Source organism: Nocardioides sp., from assembly GCF_964229035.1.
Taxonomy (GTDB): domain Bacteria; phylum Actinomycetota; class Actinomycetes; order Propionibacteriales; family Nocardioidaceae; genus Nocardioides.
The window spans coordinates 63,088-75,652 of the sequence record NZ_CAXRAZ010000001.1 but is presented as its reverse complement, the minus strand read 5'-3'; the positions used below and the strand labels follow the sequence as shown (position 1 = coordinate 75,652).

The following is a 12,565-nucleotide window of genomic DNA, read 5'->3' as shown; positions in this document are numbered from 1 at the left end:
GTGCTGCGAGGATGACGCGGTGATCGATCTGCGCTCGGACACCGTCACCCGCCCCACCTCCGCGATGCGCGCGGCCATGGCCGCCGCCGAGGTGGGCGACGACGTGTACGGCGAGGACCCGACCGTCCGCCTCCTGGAGGAGCGGGTGGCCGACCTCCTGGGCCACGAGGACGCACTGTTCACGCCCACGGGGTCGCTCGCGAACGTGCTCGCGGTCGGGTTGCTCGTCGAGCCGGGCCAGGAGGTGCTGTGCGAGGCGCGCGCGCACATCGCCCGCGCCGAGCTGGGCGCGCACGGGGCGATCACGGGCCTCACCATGCGCACCTGGATCGACGCGGGCGGGGGAGTCGACACCGACGTCCTCGACGGGCTCGTCGCGCCCGACCTCGGGCCCTTCTTCGTGCGCACCGCGGCGATCTCGCTGGAGAACACCCACAACTTCGCCGGAGGCACCGTGCTCGGCCTCGACGCCCTGAAGGCAGTGCGTGCCCTCGCCGACCGGCACGGGGTCGGGGTGCACATCGACGGCGCACGCCTCTGGAACGCGCACGTGGCCACCGGCACGCCGCTGCGCGAGTACGGCGCGGTCGCCGACGTCCTGGCGGTGTGCTTGTCGAAGGGCCTCGGGGCGCCGGTGGGCTCGCTCGTGGTGGGCTCACGCGAGCACATGGCCACCGCCCGGGTGCGGCGCAAGCGGCTCGGCGGAGGGCTGCGGCAGGCCGGCATCCTCGCCGCCGGGGGACTGCACGCGCTCGAGCACCACGTCGAACGGCTCGCCGAGGACCACGACCACGCGCAGCTGCTCGCCAGCGCCTGCGGGGTCGATCCCGCCCGGGTGCACACCAACATCGTGGCCTTCGAGCACCCCGACGCCCCCGCGCTCGTGGCGGCGGCCCGCGAGGCGGGCGTGCTCATCGGCACCGTCGGCGCTCGCACCGTGCGGCTGGTGACCCACCTCGACATCGACGCCGACGCTGCGCGCCGCGCCGCCGACGTCCTGCACGGACTGCTGCAGGCGGGCCGGGTCGACGGTTGAGATCGGCCGTCAGGCCGGCGCGCCGAGCAGGCGCACCTCGCTGATCGCGGTGAAGTCGCGCCCGCGGCTGCCCTCGCCGGGCGCGCTCACCTCGAGCAGTCGCAGCCGCACCCGCGAGGTCTCGACGGGGTCGATCGGCAGCGACTGCAGCGTGCGACGCTCCGTGAGGTCCTGGGTGACCGTGCGGCCGTCGTCGAACTCCCAGCTGACCTTGAGCACCCGTCGGTTGGAGGGATACCAGTCGTTGGGCCCGTCGACCTTGGCGTAGCCGTTGAGCAGGCCGACCTCGGTGAGCACCGTGTCCTCGGGCAGGCGGAACGTGATCGTCTGGCCGCTGGCGTCGCCAGCGGTGCGCCAGCAGGTGCGCGCGTCGCCGTCCCACATGTTGCGGGCGCGGAAGGTGACCGGCCTACCCTTGCTGTCGCGGCTGGCCGGCGCGGTGCCCGGCACCCGCGCCCGGACGCCGGGCGTGACGTCGACGATGTCATCGGGATCCGGGGCCGCGACGTCGCTCGCGTCGTCGCCGGGGTCGTCGCTGTCGGCCCCCTCGGGGCCCGCCGAGGAGCCGTCGTCCGTCGCCGAGGCGGTCGAGGACGACGAGGCGCGGTCGCGGGCGCTGTCGGCCTCCTCGCCGTCGTCGCCCCCGGCGAGCAGGACGGCGCCGAGCCCGGCGAGCACGGCGACGGCGGTGCCACCGGCGACCCAGGGCAGCCAGGGGCGGCGTCGGCCACCGGGTGGCGGGGCATCCGCCCCGCCGGTGCGACCGATGCCCGGCAGCAGGTCGGCCTCGTCCGTGCGGGCCGGGGCGGGGTCGACAGGGGCGGGGGGAGCGGTGGGCTCGTCGGCGTAGAGCGGGTAGCGGGCGGGTGGCGGCGTGCTCCCCGGGTGGAACGTTCCGGGCACGCCGGCGGGCGGACCCGCCTCGGGGTGGCGACCGGGCACCGGCCTGCCGCAGTTGGTGCAGAACCGGCCGATCCCGAGGAGGTGTCCGCAGGCCTCGCAGAACGACGGGGAGCTCATGGCGGGGCTCAGGTTACCGCCCGAGGGCGTCGCGAGCCGCCCCGAGCACTCGCTGGCGGCCCAGGCGGAGGGGGCGTCCTCAGACGGCCAGGTGCGTGACCTCGGCCTCGATCCGGCGGCGCCGACGCGGCAGCAGCTCGACGAGCAGCATGGCCGCGACGACCATCGAGCCGCCCAGGAGCAGGCGCGGCGTGACGCCCTCGCCGCCCAGGGCAACGGCGAATCCGGCCGCGAACACCGGTTCCATGCTCATGATGATCGCGCTGCGGGTCGGGGGCAGGTGGGCCTGCGCCCAGGTCTGGGCGACGATCGCCACGGCCCCGGCCACCAGCGCCATGTACACCAGGGAGAGCCAGTCGCTCGATCGCTCGGGCAGCACCACCCCCGCGCGGCCGGTGGTCGCGGCGGCGGCCATGCAGATGGCCGCAATCACGAGCAGCTGCACCACCGAGAGGCCCACCGCCGCCCCCGGCTGCGACCACGCGCCGAGACCCACGATGTGCAGGGCGTAGAGCACGGCGGCCACCAGCGTGATCGCCTCGCCGTAGCCCACGGAGAAGCCCTGCAGGGTGAGGACGCCGAGCCCGAGGGCCGCGAGGGCCACCGCGGCCCAGGTGGCCCCGCCGATGCGCGTGCGGAGGATCGCCGCCGCGAGCAGCGGGGTGGCCACCACGTAGAGGCCCGTGACGAAGCCGGACACGCTCGCCGGGGTGTGCGCGAGACCCGCGGTCTGCAGGATCTGCGCGACCCCGTAGAGCCCGCCCAGCACCACCGCGCGGCGCAGCACCGGGCGGGGGAGCGCCAGCACCGACCGGTGGGCGACGACCAGCATCGCGAGGCCGGCGATGGTGAAGCGCACCGCGAGGAAGTCCACGGTGGGGACCCGGTCGAGGAGGTCCTTGATGAGGAAGAACGTCGAGCCCCAGCTCGCCGTCATCGCGAGCAGGGCGAGGGTGGCCAGCAGCGCCACGCGGCGCTCGTCGGGGGCCCTCACACGACGAAGAGGACGACGGTGCTGCCCTTGCGCACGCGCTTGCCGGGCTTGGGGTCGGTGTCCCAGGCCACCTGACCGGTGAGGTAGATCGGCGCCCGCTCGGTGCGCACCTCGAGACCGAGCTTCTCGAGCCGGTCGATGGCGCTCGAGGTGGAGGAGTAGCGGACCGACGGGATCGTCACGAGCTCGGGGCCGCGCGAGACCACGAGCTCGACGGTGTCGCCCCGGAAGAGCTGCGTGTCGGAGCCGGGCTCCGGCTGCTGGCTCACGATGTCGCCGGCCGCGACCTCGTCGCTGAAGACGCGGTCGCTGATCTCGACGACGAGGCCCTTGGCGCGCAGGGCCTTCACGATCTGCTCGGCGTCGCGTCCGGTCCAGTCGCGCACGGGGATCGGCTCGCGCCCGCGGCTCACGACGAGGCCGATGGCGGTGTCGACCGGGAGCGCCTCGGCCTCAGCGGACCCGAACGCCGGGTCGGAGCGAATGACCCGACCCTCGGGAACGGTCTCGGAGAAGGCTTCGGCGCGTCGTCCGACGACCATCTTGACCTCCTCGAGCGCAGCGGTGGCCTGCTCGAGGGTCAGGCCGCTGAGGTCGGGGACGTCGTAGCGCTCGGGGCCCCGCGAGACGGTGAGCCCCACGGTGGCATCGGGCAGGACGCGGTCGCCCGGCGCGGGGTCGGTGGCCACGACCTGACCGGCCTCCACGCTCTCGGAGTACACCCGCTCGCGCACCTGCGCGCCCAGGCCGGCGTCCTCGAGGGCGGCGATCGCCGCGGTCTGCTCGAGTCCGACCACGCTCGGGGTGGAGGTGTAGCGACCCCAGCCGAACCAGTAGCCGGCCGAGCCGAGCGCGCCGAGGAGCACGACCACCACGAGGGCGAGGATCCAGCGGCCACGCCGACGAGGACGACGGTCGCGGCCGGTGTCGGCGGACGCCGGGTCGAGTCGGCGCGGGGGCGGCGGGCCCGGCGTGATCACGGCGGTGCGCTCGGTGCGCTCAGGAAGCTCGGTGCGCTCGCGCAGCAGCGTGGTGGCGCTTTCGTCCACGCCCGCCCACAGGCTCGACACGGGCTCCGGGGTGGTGTCGCCGGCGCGGCCGCTGCGAGCTCCCGGCAGGAGGTCCTGGACGAGCTCGGCGTCGCTCGTCAGCCCCTCGCGCAGCGCGTGGACGACGCGGCGCACGTGGTGCAGCAGCACGCCGGCGTCGGCCGGGCGGAGCGTCACGTCGCGCACCGTGGCCCGGGCCACCAGCGCGTCGACGTAGTCGGGGATGCCGGCCACGCGCAGCGAGGGCGCCGGCACGTCGTGGTGCACGTGGCGGTAGGCCACGGCGATCGGGGTCTCGGCGTCGTGCGGCTTCTCGCCGGTGAGCAGCTCGTAGAGCATCACGCCGGCCGCGTAGACATCGACGCGCGCGTCGGCCTCGGCCTCCACGACCAGCTCGGGAGCCAGGTAGGACACCGTGCCGATGAGCACGCCGGCCGTGGCGGTGTGCTGGGTCTCCGCGCCGACCGCGCGCGCGAGGCCGAAGTCGGCGACCTTGACCCGGCCGTCGTCGGCGATAAGGACGTTCTCCGGCTTCACGTCGCGGTGGACGACGCCCGCGCGGTGGGCTGCGGCGAGGGCGGAGAGCACGGGGTCGAGGAGCGCCAGCGCCCGCTCGGGCGACATCGGCGCCTCCTTGGCCACCACGTCGCGCAGCGTGTGGCCGGGCACGTACTCCATGACGAGGTAGACCGTGCCGTCGCTCGGGTCGCGGCCCTGGTCGTGCACCGCCACCACGTTGGGGTGCGAGAGCTGGGCGGCGGCGCGCGCCTCGCGCACGAACCGCCTGGCGAAGGACTCCTCGGCGTCGCGGGTGGCGTCGCCGAGACCGGGGTGCATGATCTTCACCGCGACCGTGCGGCCGAGCCGCTCGTCGACGGCCTCGTAGACGCCGGCCATGCCGCCGCGGGCGATGCGCTGACCGATGCGGTAGCGGCCCTCGAGCAGGCGGCCGGCCTGATGGTCCTCGGTCCCTCGGTCCGGCACAGCGACCCTCCTGTGCGCTCGATCGATGCCGGCCGGGGAAGTGGCCGGAGCGTCCATGGTACGGCGCGGGTGCGTCGTCCTCGGGCAGCGGCGCGCGGGGCGCGGCGCGCGGCGCGGCCCCTCGATGGGCCAGGATGGAGCCATGACCGAACCGCGTCTCGCCGATCACGACCTCGCCGCCCTCGTCGCCGACTGGCTCACCTGGGACGAGGCCGGGCGCGAGCTGGGTGTCACCCCGGCCAAGGTCCGCACGATGGTGCGCGACCACCAGCTCGCGGCCGCCAAGCCCGCCCCCGACCGCCCCCAGGGCGTGCCCGCGCTGTTCCTCGTCGACGGCGAGCCGGTGAAGGGCCTCCCGGGGCTGCTCACCCTGCTGCACGACAGCGGCTTCGACGACCGCGAGTGCATCGCCTGGATCTTCCTCGACGCCGATCTGCCGGGCCGACCGATCGACGCGCTGCGCGAGAACCGCGGCTCGGAGGTCAAGCGGCGCGCCCAGGCGCTGGCGCTCTGATCGCCGCCGGGCGCCCCGGTCAGTGCGCCCCGGTCAGTGGGCGCGGTCGGTGGCGGCCGCCGCCAGCTGCTCGAGGACGCCGATCGCCCGCTCGTCCCAGTGCTGCTCGCCCGCACCGCGGTGCAGCGCGGCCACGGCGTCGTCCGCGAGGCGCTCGATCAGCGTCTCGACGCGCTCGCGTGCGCCCGAGCGCTCGATGAGCTCGCGCAGCCGGGCCACCTGGGCGTCGTCCAGCTGGGTGCCGAGTGCCGCGTCGAGGTGGGCGGCCTCGGCGGCGGAGGCGTGCTCGAGGGCGAGGGCGACGAGCACCGTGCGCTTGCCCTCGACGAGGTCGTCGCCCGCGGGCTTGCCGGTGGTGGCCGGGTCGCCGAAGACGCCGAGCAGGTCGTCGCGCAGCTGGAAGGCCTCGCCGAGCGGTAGGCCGAACGCGGTGAGGGCGGCCAGATCGGCGGCGCCGGCTCCGGCCAGTGCCGCGCCGACGTGGAGCGGACGCTCGATGGAGTACTTGGCCGACTTGTAGCGCAGCACCGTCATGGCCTGCTCGACGCTCGCGACACCGCGCGCCTGCACCGACACGTCGAGGAACTGCCCGGCGATGACCTCCGAGCGGCACAGGTCGAAGACGTCGAGCGCCGCGGCGACCGTCGTCCACCCGAGGCCGCAGCGGCGCACCAGCTCGTCGGCCCAGGTGAGCAGCAGGTCGCCGAGCAGGATCGCGGCGGCGGCGCCGTACTGGTCGGGATCGCCGCGCCACCTGTCGCCGCGGTGCTCGGCCGCGAAGCCGCGGTGGGTCGCGGGACGACCCCGTCGGGTGTCGGAGGCGTCCATGAAGTCGTCGTGCACGAGGGCGCTGGCGTGCAGGAGCTCCAGCCCCGCGGCCGCGCGGACGACGGCCGCCTCCTCCTCGCCGCTCGGCAGCCCCGCCACCGCGGCGAACCCGCCGTGGCAGAAGGCGGCGCGGAAGCGCTTGCCGCCGCCGACGACGGCACGCGCCTCGGCGAGCAGCCGGTCGGCGTCGGCGCCCAGCGGAGCCAGGCGCTGCTGCTGGTCGTCGAGGAAGGAGTCCAGCGCCCCCTGGACCCGCTCGCGGAAGGTCACGGGATCCCAGGCCGGTTCGCTCACCCCTCGAGGGTAGTGATGCGGTGCACTTGCGAGACCGCCGGGCCGGACTCGGTGAACGGACCTACACTCACCGCCATGACTACCGGTGCAGGCCGCTCCCTCGGTGAGATCATCCGCGAGGGTTCCCGGTCCTTCTCGTTCGAGTTCTTCCCCCCGAAGGACGAGGCCGGCGAGGCTCAGCTGTGGGACGCCATCCGCACGCTCGAGGCCTACCGCCCCACGTTCGTCTCTGTCACCTACGGCGCGGGTGGCAGCACCCGCGACAAGACGGTCGACATCACGGGCCGCATCGCCCGTGAGACCTCGCTGGTGCCCATGGCCCACCTCACGTGCGTCGGCCACACGCGCGAGGAGCTCGAGGGCATCCTCGACTCCTACGTGGAGGCCGGGGTCAACCACGTGATGGCCCTGCGCGGCGACCCGCAGGCCGGCCCCCGTGCCGAGTGGACCCCGACCGACGGCGGCCTCAACTACGCGATCGAGCTGGTCGAGCTCGCCCGCACGCGCGGCGACTTCCGCGTCGGCGTGGCGGCCTTCCCCGAGGGCCACCCGTCGGCGGAGTCGCTCGACCACGACGCCGACGTGCTGGTGGCCAAGGCCAAGGCCGGTGCGGAGTTCGCCGTCACCCAGATGTTCTTCCGTGCCGAGGACTACTTCGGGCTGGTGGAGCGCGTGCGGGCCCGTGGCGTCGACCTCCCGATCCTGCCGGGCATCATGCCGATCCTGAACCTCAGCGCGATCCGCCGTCAGGGCGAGCTGATCGGCACGAGCGTCCCCGACGAGATCGTCGATCGCATCAGCGCCTTCGACGGCGACCCCGCCGCCGTGCGGGCCGAGGGCATCCGCCTGGCCGCCGAGCTCTGCGACGAGCTGCTGGCCGGGGGCGCGCCGGGCCTGCACTTCTACACGCTCAACCGCTCCAAGGCGACGCTCGAGATCTTCGAGGCGCTGCAGATCACGGCCTGAAGCGACCCCGCGGCGCCTCGCGCCGGGCACCGAGCCCGGCCCGGGGCGCCGCAGTGCGTCAGGCGGGGCCGATCAGCTGGGCGGCGAGCGCCGCCGACTGAGCCACGAACGGGACGCCCGACCCCGGCGCGGCGTGCGCACCGACGGCGTAGACGCCCGGGATCGGGGTGCGGGGTCCGAGGCGGCGGTACACGGTGCCCCGCCCCTGCCAGAGGACGCCGAGGGGCGAACCGTGCCACTGCTCGACCAGGTCGCGCGGGCTCAGGTCGACGCGGGTGACGAGGTGGTCGCGCACGTCGATGCCGTGGCGGGCCAGCGCCACGAGCACGTCCTCGGCGATCTTGCCGCGACCGTGCAGCGTCCAGGCCGTGCCGCCGTCGGGTGCGATACCTCCGGGTCGCACGGTGATGAGCGGCTCGGCGTGGAAGACCACCTCGTGCTCCAGCTGCGGGGCGCCGGCGTCGAGGCCGATGTGGCACACGACCGGCGGGATCGCCGGCATCGTGCGCTCGACGAGCCCGGCGAGGGTCGGCAGACGCCGCGGATCGATCGCGACGACGACCACGTCGGCGTCCACCTCGCCCTGCGCGGTGCGGACGCCGACCGCGACCCCCTTGGCCGTGACGAGGTCGAGCACGGGCAGGCCGGTGCGCACGACCACGCCACGGGTGGACAGCCGCGCGGTGAGGAGGTCGGCCACGCGGTGCATGCCGCCGGGCACCCGCCAGCCACCGAAGCGCTGTTCGAGGTAGGCCTCCACCCCCACCCACGAGGGGACGTTGCGCAGGTCGTGGCCGGCCGCGATGGCCGCGTGACCGGCCACCAGCGCGAGCCGCTCGTCGCGGAAGGATCGACGCAACCGCTTGTGCAGGGTCTCGCGGATGCCGAACAGCTGCTCGAGATCGCCGGGCACGGCACCCTTGGTCAGCGGGTCCCAGGGCGCCTCGACGTAGTGCTGGCGCAGCACCTCCCACACCTCGGCGTAGAGGTCGACGTGACGCGCCCACATCTCGCCCAGGCCGGGCCCGAGCTCGTCGAAGCCCTCCATCTGGCGCGCCCGCGAGCCGCTGGCCAGGCGCACCGACGTGCGATCGGCGAAGCGGTGCTCGCGCAGCACGTCCATCGGCACGAGGTCGGAGCCGATCTCCTTCTCGAGCGGCCGGCCGCTCTTGCGGAACAGGTCGCGCAGCGCGGCCGGCATCAGGGTCCAGGCCGGTCCGGCGTCCCAGACGTGGCCCTCGTGCTCGACGGGCGCGAGCGCGCCTCCGAGGTGTGGACCGGCCTCGAGGAGCGCCACCTCGTGGCCCTGCTTGGCCAGGCGCACGGCTGCGGCCATGCCGCCCAGACCTCCGCCGACCACGACGATGCGGGACATCGGTTCTCGGGTACTCCTCCTGCTCGGTCCCGCGGGCCGCTCGGCCGGCAGGTGGGTCGGGCACAATGGCGGGCGACCTGGGCCGACCCTAGCGCCGCCCCACCACCGCCCGAGGGAGACCTGCGTGACCAAGCGACCCCCTGCTGTCGACATCGCCTGCTGGATGCTCTGGATCCAGGTCGTGGCCGGGGCCGCCGTCTGCGTGATGGTGGTGCTGCGTCGCGACGACCTCGGTGCGGTCTGGTCGCCCGTGCAGGTGGGTGACAGCACCGTGCAGCCGGTCGAGTTCGTGCCGGTGATCCTCGTGCTCTACTCGGTCACCGCGATCCTGGCGCTCACGCTGATCGCCCTGTTCCGCAGCGGGCACCGCTGGGCGAGGCACGGCCTCGGCTCCATCGCGGTCGGCATCTTCCTCGTCTCGCTGGGCACCGTGCGCACCGATCCTCCGCTGCTCGTCGACTGGACGGCGGTGCTCGCCGCGGTGCTGAGTGCCGTGAGCCTGGTCTTCCTGTGGCACCCGCAGAGTCGCCGCTGGGTCGGGGCCCCGTCGACCTGGGGCCGACCGCGCCGGGCCGAGGACCGCGACGCCGATCGCGGATCCGCTCCTACGGCCGGCGCCGGCGCCCGTTCCGAGTGACCTTCCCTCGTCGCGGACCTCTGGCATGTGTCGGAGGGCGGGTGTAGCGTGGTCGATGTTCGAACAGATGTTCGAACGCGACACCGAGGAGGCACCCCGTGGCCCAGACTCTCCCCATCCCCGCGCCGTCGTCCCCCGGGCCGCACCTGCTGCCCGCCACGACGCACAGCTACCTGATCCGCGCCACCGAGTCGCTGCGCGAGGCGGTGCTCTCCCGCGAGCCGGCCACCCGCTACGCCTGCGCGCACGTCGCGGCGCTGCGGGCGGCGGCCGCCCTGCTGTCGGCCCGTGCCCGCCCGGCGACGAGTCGGCGTCCCCAGCGCAACGCCTGGGTGCTCCTGGCCGAGGTGGCGCCCGAGCTGGGGGAGTGGGCCACCTACTTCGCGGCCGGGGCGGCCAAGCGGGCCGCCGCCGAGGCCGGCTCCACCCGCGCGGTCACCGAGCGTGAGGCCGACGACCTCGTGCGCGATGCCGATCGGTTCCTCGCCCTGGTCGAGCAGGGCCTCGGGCTCATGCCCCACGCCGACGTCCTCGAGATCGCGTTCGGGCTCGACGAGCAGCCGGACGCGGGCTCGCCCGGCGTCGTGCGCCGTGCGGCGGGGTGAGGGGCGCGACCCCCGCCGTCCGTCTCGCCGTCCCTCGCACGCGTTAGGGTGCGCGCCATGGTCAGTCGCGAGCGGACGCCGGTCCGCACCGCCGTGGTCCGCGAGGCGCTCGAGTCGGCGATCGGATCCGAGCCCCTCGACGTCGTCGACCTCGGCGGCGGGACGGGCGGGTTGGCGGTTCGCCTGGCCGAGGCCGGTCACCGGGTGCGCGTGGTCGACCCCAGCCCCGACGCCCTGGCGGCGCTCGCCCGCCGCGCCGACGAGGTCGGGCTCTCGGTCACGGGCCTGCAGGGCGACGTCACCGAGCTCGTGTCGGTGGTCGGCGCCGGCAGTGCCGACGTGCTCCTGTGCCACGGCGTCCTCGAGGTCGTGGAGCCGGAGGCGGCCCTCGCGGCGATCACCGAGGTGCTGCGCCCCGGCGCCCTCCTCAGCCTCGTCGTCGGCCAGCGCCACGCCGCCGTCGTCGCGCGGGCCATGGCGGGGGCCTTCACCCAGGCGCGGGACCTCCTCGACGACACCGCGCCCCTCGATCCGCGCACCGGTCGTCGCTACACGCGCGGCGAGGTCGAGGACCTCCTCGCCGCGGCCGGCCTGTCCGTCGTCGAGGTGCAGGGCGTGCGGGTCTTCACCGATCTGGTGCCCGCCGCGCTGCTCGACCTCGAGCCGGGGGCCTCGGCGGCGCTGCTCGACCTCGAGCGCGCGGTCGCCGCGCGTGCGGAGTACCAGCCGCTCGCCACGCAGCTCCACGTGCTCGCCCGGCGTTCCTGACCCGGCGACTCCGGCGACTGCGGCGACTCCCAGGCCCCCCGCGACGCTGCCGCGCCGCTGCGTGGCGCGATGAGCCGTGAGACCGGCGCCGACCCGTGCCGGCTGCTGCACGTCGACATGGATGCCTTCTACGCCTCCGTGGCCGTGCGGGCCCGCCCGGAGCTGGCCGGGCTGCCGGTGATCGTCGGCGGAGGTCACCGCGGGGTCGTCCTCGCCGCGAGCTATGCCGCCCGCGCCCGCGGGGTGCGCTCGGGAATGTCGGGGGCCGAGGCTCGGCGGCGCTGTCCCGAGGCAGTGTGCGTGCGCCCCGACTTCCCGGTGATCCTGGCGACCTCGCGCGCGATCATGGCGACGCTGCGCACATTCTCGCCGGAGGTGGAGGTGGCCTCGCTCGATGAGGCCTATCTCGACGTCGGTGGCGTGCGGCGCCTGCACGGCACCCCGCTCGAGATCGCCGCCGCGCTGCGGGAGCGCATCGCCTCCGAGCACGCGCTCACCTGCTCGGTGGGCATCGCCGCGTCGTGTCCGGCCGCCAAGCTCGCGAGTCGCCTCGCCAAGCCCGACGGGGTCGTCCGCCTGCCGCCGGAGGAGTTCGCCGCGCGCGGGGGCGGTCTCGACGTCGGTGTGCTGCACGGCCTGGGTCCCGCCACCCGCGAGCGGCTGGCTCGGCTCGGCGTGCGCACGGTGGCCGACCTGGCCGGATCGCCGCGCGAGGTGCTCGAGCCGGCCGTCGGACAACGCGCCGCCGCATGGCTGCGCGAGCTCGCCGCCGGGCGCGGACGTGATCGTCTGGCGCCCGCTGGAGCCGGCTTCTTCGGGCTCGGCGAGGGCGACCCCGAACGCAGCGCCGGTGCCCAGCGCACCTTCGCCGCCGACCTGTCGACGGAGCCCGACGGCCGGGCGGAGCTGCACCGCGAGCTCCTGGCGCTGGCCGAGGGGGTGTGTCGCCGGGTGCGCCGGATGGGCCGCGAAGGTCTCGTCGTCGCGGTTGACGTGCGCTTCGACGACTTCTCCAGCCGTCAGCGTCAACGTCGTCTCCCACGCCCGACCGCCCGCACGGGCGAGGTGCACGACGTCGCCACCGACCTGCTCGACAGCCTCCTCGACAGCCTCCTCGACACCCTCCCTGCCGCCCACGTCCACGCTGGCCTGAGCGGCTCGCCGGGAGTGCGTCGCCTCGGAGTGCGCCTCGGCGACCTGCGCGAGCCGCGGGGGTTCGAGCGTCAGCGCACCCTCGACGAACCCGAGCTCGGCTGGGGCCAGGTCGAGTCGGTGGCCGACCGGGCCGTGGCCAGGTTCGGCCGCGATGCGCTGGTTCCCGCCAGCCTCCTGCGAGCCGGTCGGTCGCAGGCGGGCGAGCGTGACCGACCGCCCGGGTGGCCCGATCAGGCCATCGCGGCGGACCGCTCGGCCAGATTCGGCGACGATTCGGTGACGATCTCCGACTAACCGCCGAGACCACCTTCCTCGCGTTGTGCTCGCCTGCCTACACTGG

The 12,565-nt window shown here is 75.0% G+C and carries 12 protein-coding genes; 7 read left to right on the top strand and 5 right to left on the bottom strand.

What is annotated here, in order from left to right; genetic code table 11:
- The first annotated feature begins 19 nt into the window (after positions 1-19).
- Positions 20-1,036, top strand: a complete 1,017-nt coding sequence (locus ACERUN_RS00350; protein WP_370287549.1) for a low specificity L-threonine aldolase — start codon at positions 20-22, stop codon at positions 1,034-1,036.
- Positions 1,037-1,045: 9 nt separating this feature from the next.
- Here the strand turns inward: ACERUN_RS00350 and ACERUN_RS00345 are convergent, their stop codons facing one another.
- The 3 genes from ACERUN_RS00345 to pknB all read right to left on the bottom strand — a co-directional run bounded on the left by ACERUN_RS00345 (position 1,046) and on the right by pknB (position 5,083).
- Entirely contained in the window at positions 1,046-2,056 is a 1,011-nt protein-coding gene (locus tag ACERUN_RS00345; protein ID WP_370287548.1) for a hypothetical protein, read from the bottom strand.
- A 79-nt stretch (positions 2,057-2,135) separates the two neighbouring features.
- Positions 2,136-3,050, bottom strand: coding sequence for a DMT family transporter (locus ACERUN_RS00340; RefSeq protein WP_370287547.1), 915 nt, complete (start codon positions 3,048-3,050; stop codon positions 2,136-2,138).
- Entirely contained in the window at positions 3,047-5,083 is a 2,037-nt protein-coding gene (pknB, locus tag ACERUN_RS00335) for a Stk1 family PASTA domain-containing Ser/Thr kinase (RefSeq protein WP_370287546.1), read from the bottom strand. Before pknB ends, ACERUN_RS00340 begins: the two co-directional genes overlap by 4 nt.
- A gap of 142 nt (positions 5,084-5,225) precedes the next feature.
- Between pknB and ACERUN_RS00330 the strand changes: the two genes are divergently transcribed.
- Positions 5,226-5,597 (top strand): Rv2175c family DNA-binding protein, encoded by a 372-nt coding sequence (locus tag ACERUN_RS00330; protein ID WP_370287545.1) that lies wholly within the window; start codon positions 5,226-5,228, stop codon positions 5,595-5,597.
- 33 nt (positions 5,598-5,630) lie between these two features.
- On the opposite strand, the gene ACERUN_RS00325 is transcribed toward ACERUN_RS00330, so the two are convergent.
- Complete coding sequence (locus ACERUN_RS00325; RefSeq protein WP_370287544.1) at positions 5,631-6,719, bottom strand: polyprenyl synthetase family protein; 1,089 nt, start codon at positions 6,717-6,719, stop codon at positions 5,631-5,633.
- Positions 6,720-6,794: 75 nt separating this feature from the next.
- Here ACERUN_RS00325 and metF point away from each other — a divergent pair, with 75 nt between their 5' ends.
- Entirely contained in the window at positions 6,795-7,685 is an 891-nt protein-coding gene (gene metF / locus ACERUN_RS00320) for a methylenetetrahydrofolate reductase [NAD(P)H] (RefSeq protein WP_370287543.1), read from the top strand.
- A gap of 58 nt (positions 7,686-7,743) precedes the next feature.
- Here the strand turns inward: metF and ACERUN_RS00315 are convergent, their stop codons facing one another.
- Complete coding sequence (locus ACERUN_RS00315) at positions 7,744-9,060, bottom strand: phytoene desaturase family protein (RefSeq protein WP_370287542.1); 1,317 nt, start codon at positions 9,058-9,060, stop codon at positions 7,744-7,746.
- 124 nt (positions 9,061-9,184) lie between these two features.
- Here ACERUN_RS00315 and ACERUN_RS00310 point away from each other — a divergent pair, with 124 nt between their 5' ends.
- The 4 genes from ACERUN_RS00310 to ACERUN_RS00295 all read left to right on the top strand — a co-directional run bounded on the left by ACERUN_RS00310 (position 9,185) and on the right by ACERUN_RS00295 (position 12,519).
- A complete protein-coding gene (locus tag ACERUN_RS00310; protein WP_370287541.1) occupies positions 9,185-9,697 on the top strand; it encodes a hypothetical protein in 513 nt (170 codons plus the stop codon).
- A 98-nt stretch (positions 9,698-9,795) separates the two neighbouring features.
- Positions 9,796-10,302: an SAV_6107 family HEPN domain-containing protein gene (locus ACERUN_RS00305; protein WP_370287540.1), complete on the top strand. Its 507-nt coding sequence runs from the start codon at positions 9,796-9,798 to the stop codon at positions 10,300-10,302.
- A gap of 57 nt (positions 10,303-10,359) precedes the next feature.
- Complete coding sequence (locus ACERUN_RS00300; protein ID WP_370287539.1) at positions 10,360-11,070, top strand: methyltransferase domain-containing protein; 711 nt, start codon at positions 10,360-10,362, stop codon at positions 11,068-11,070.
- Between the two features lie 69 nt (positions 11,071-11,139).
- Positions 11,140-12,519, top strand: a complete 1,380-nt coding sequence (locus tag ACERUN_RS00295; RefSeq protein ID WP_370287538.1) for a DNA polymerase IV — start codon at positions 11,140-11,142, stop codon at positions 12,517-12,519.
- Positions 12,520-12,565: the final 46 nt, after the last annotated feature.

What these genes read in the sequence shown, in the direction of transcription:
- ACERUN_RS00295 (WP_370287538.1), top strand. Translation starts at nt 11,140, where the DNA reads ATGAGCCGTGAGACCGGCGCCGACCCGTGCCGGCTGCTGCACGTCGAC.
- ACERUN_RS00330 (WP_370287545.1), top strand. Translation starts at nt 5,226, where the DNA reads ATGACCGAACCGCGTCTCGCCGATCACGACCTCGCCGCCCTCGTCGCC.
- ACERUN_RS00300 (WP_370287539.1), top strand. Translation starts at nt 10,360, where the DNA reads ATGGTCAGTCGCGAGCGGACGCCGGTCCGCACCGCCGTGGTCCGCGAG.
- ACERUN_RS00315 (WP_370287542.1), bottom strand. Translation starts at nt 9,060, where the DNA reads ATGTCCCGCATCGTCGTGGTCGGCGGAGGTCTGGGCGGCATGGCCGCA.
- ACERUN_RS00345 (WP_370287548.1), bottom strand. Translation starts at nt 2,056, where the DNA reads ATGAGCTCCCCGTCGTTCTGCGAGGCCTGCGGACACCTCCTCGGGATC.
- metF (WP_370287543.1), top strand. Translation starts at nt 6,795, where the DNA reads ATGACTACCGGTGCAGGCCGCTCCCTCGGTGAGATCATCCGCGAGGGT.